General features: G+C 45.5%; 2 protein-coding genes. Both read left to right on the top strand.

The window, feature by feature from the left end:
- The first annotated feature begins 19 nt into the window (after nucleotides 1–19).
- Entirely contained in the window at nucleotides 20–340 is a 321-nt protein-coding gene (locus R7Q46_RS26945) for a cupin domain-containing protein (RefSeq protein WP_005467181.1), read from the top strand.
- Nucleotides 341–380: 40 nt separating this feature from the next.
- On the top strand, nucleotides 381–723 hold a 343-nt coding region (locus R7Q46_RS26940), incomplete at its 3' end, for an RpiB/LacA/LacB family sugar-phosphate isomerase (protein ID WP_318078199.1).

Below are 723 nucleotides of genomic sequence, written 5' to 3'. Positions count from 1 at the left end.
TCAAGTTATTAGGTGAACCATGTTCGTATTTAACCAAGACATTCCGATGGAAGATCTCGGCGAAGGGATTTCACGCAAAGTACTGGCACACAGCGACAACATGATGTCGGTAGAAGTGCACTTTGAAGAAGGTGCAATTGGTGCGATGCACTCACACCCGCACGAGCAGCTGACTTACGTGCTTTCTGGTGAGTTTGAATTCACCATCGGTGATGAGAAAAAAATCGTCAAAACGGGCGATACTATGTACAAAGAACCAAACATTGAGCATGGCTGCGTTTGTCTGAAAGCGGGTGTACTTATCGATACTTTCACCCCAATGCGCAAAGATTTTGTTTAAGAATTGAAATTTGAATGCGGAGTTTCCGCAGGAGTAACACATGAAAATTGCACTAATGATGGAAAACAGCCAAGCAGCGAAAAACGCAATGGTGGCTGGTGAGCTTAACTCAGTAGCAGGTGGCCTTGGTCACGATGTTTTCAACGTTGGTATGACGGATGAAAACGACCATCACCTAACTTACATTCACCTAGGTATCATGGCGAGCATTCTGCTGAACTCAAAAGCTGTGGACTTCGTGGTAACTGGTTGTGGTACTGGCCAAGGTGCATTGATGTCTTGCAACCTACACCCTGGCGTTGTTTGTGGTTACTGCCTAGAGCCATCAGACGCGTTCCTGTTCAATCAAATCAATAACGGCAACGCGATTTCTCTAGCATTTG

It is taken from the genome of Vibrio sp. 811 (genome assembly GCF_033339195.1).
The sequence above is the reverse complement of the archived record's forward strand: the minus strand, read 5'-3'. Positions and strand labels throughout refer to the sequence as shown.

Coding starts and splice junctions, on each gene's coding strand:
- R7Q46_RS26945 (WP_005467181.1), top strand. CDS start 20: ATGTTCGTATTTAACCAAGACATTCCGATGGAAGATCTCGGCGAAGGG.